2 protein-coding genes are annotated in these 1,438 nt (G+C 67.3%); one reads left to right on the forward strand and one right to left on the reverse strand.

Annotation, left to right across the window (positions count from 1 at the left end; translation table 11 throughout):
- Positions 1-496 (reverse strand): FAD-dependent monooxygenase (locus LQV45_RS32155; RefSeq protein ID WP_230011582.1); only part of this gene is annotated, 496 nt, incomplete at its 3' end.
- A gap of 249 nt (positions 497-745) precedes the next feature.
- On the opposite strand from LQV45_RS32155, the gene LQV45_RS32160 reads away from it, so the two are divergent.
- Positions 746-1,438, forward strand: a 693-nt coding sequence (locus tag LQV45_RS32160; RefSeq protein WP_230011583.1) for a fumarylacetoacetate hydrolase family protein, incomplete at its 3' end; no start/stop codon positions are given.

Genomic DNA, 1,438 nt, shown 5'->3' on the forward strand with positions numbered 1-1,438 from the left:
ACTCCAGCCCGTAGTCCGGGCTCATGCGGCTCGGGGACATGGCCATGAACTCGGCGAAGTAGTCGAGCACGCGGGCCTGGTTGACGATGAGATGCGGGAACTCGCTGATCCCGCCCGGGTCATCGAGGGTGCGCGCGCTGCGGACGATGTTCGAGGGGTCCGCGGGATCCGGCTTCCAGAACGCCATCTCCGTGATGCGGTACGCCTCGGCGATGATCCGCTCGGCGAAACCGAAGGCCTGGAAGGTCTCGACGCTGCGGGCCTGGATGCCGTCGGCCTGGCCGATCGCGAGCCGGCCCGGCCGGCGTTCCACGATCCGGGTGGTGACACCCGGGAACTGGGACAGCTGGGCTGCGGCGAGCATGCCGGCGGGGCCGGAGCCCACGATCAGCACATCTACCTCGTCGGGAAGGTGTGTGGGCCGGTCGATGCCGGCGCCGGCGGCCGGCTGGACCCGCGGGTCACCGGATACGTAGCCGTGGTGGTGGAAATGCACGGGCTTTCCTCACTTCGTTGTGTGGCGGCCTGTCAACGGCCTAGCGTGTTCGATATTAGAACGTGACGTTCGATAATAGAATTTCGGTCCCTGATCCAAAACTGTACGTCAGATATGACGCAGGTTACAAGTGTCCCCAAAGGCCCCGGCAAAGGCCCTGGCAAACATCCCCGCGCAAGGGGTTGACGCTCCCCGGCTTCCGGGCCATAGTGTTTCGTATACGATTTCATACTCGATGAGGAGTAACACTTGGAACAGGTCACCGACCACATCCTGGCCGCGGCCCGCAAGGTCATCGCGGTGCATATCAACTACCCCAGCCGGGCAGCCCAGCGCGGCCGCACACCCGAGCAGCCCTCCTACTTCCTGAAGCCGTCCTCGTCGCTGGCTCTCGGTTCTGCATCAGCGCCTTCAACCGTGGAGCGCCCGGCCGGCTGCGAACTCCTCGGCTACGAGGGCGAGATCGCCCTGATCATCGGCAAGACCGCCCGCCGCGTGGGCCTCGAGGATGCGTGGAGCCATGTCGAATGGGTCACCGCCAGCAACGACCTCGGCGTCTACGACCTCCGCTACGCGGACAAGGGCTCCAACCTCCGCTCCAAGGGCGGCGACGGCTTCACGCCCGTGGGCCCGGGCCTGATCGCGGCAGACGCCGTCGATCCCGCCAAACTGCGGATCCGCACGTGGCACAACGGTGAACTGGTCCAGGACGACACCACCGTGGACCTGCTCTTCCCGTTCGCCCGGCTCGTGGCCGACCTGTCCCAGCTGCTCACCCTCGAAGAGGGCGACATCATCCTCACCGGCACCCCCGCCGGGGCGTCGGTGGCCACGCCGGGCGACGTCGTCGAGGTGGAAGTCAGCGCGACGACGGGAGGCGCCGCCGGCGGCGGGCTCACCACCGGCCGGCTGGTCACCCGGGTGGAGGAGGGCACGACGCCG

The organism is Microbacterium sp. Bi128, assembly GCF_918698205.1.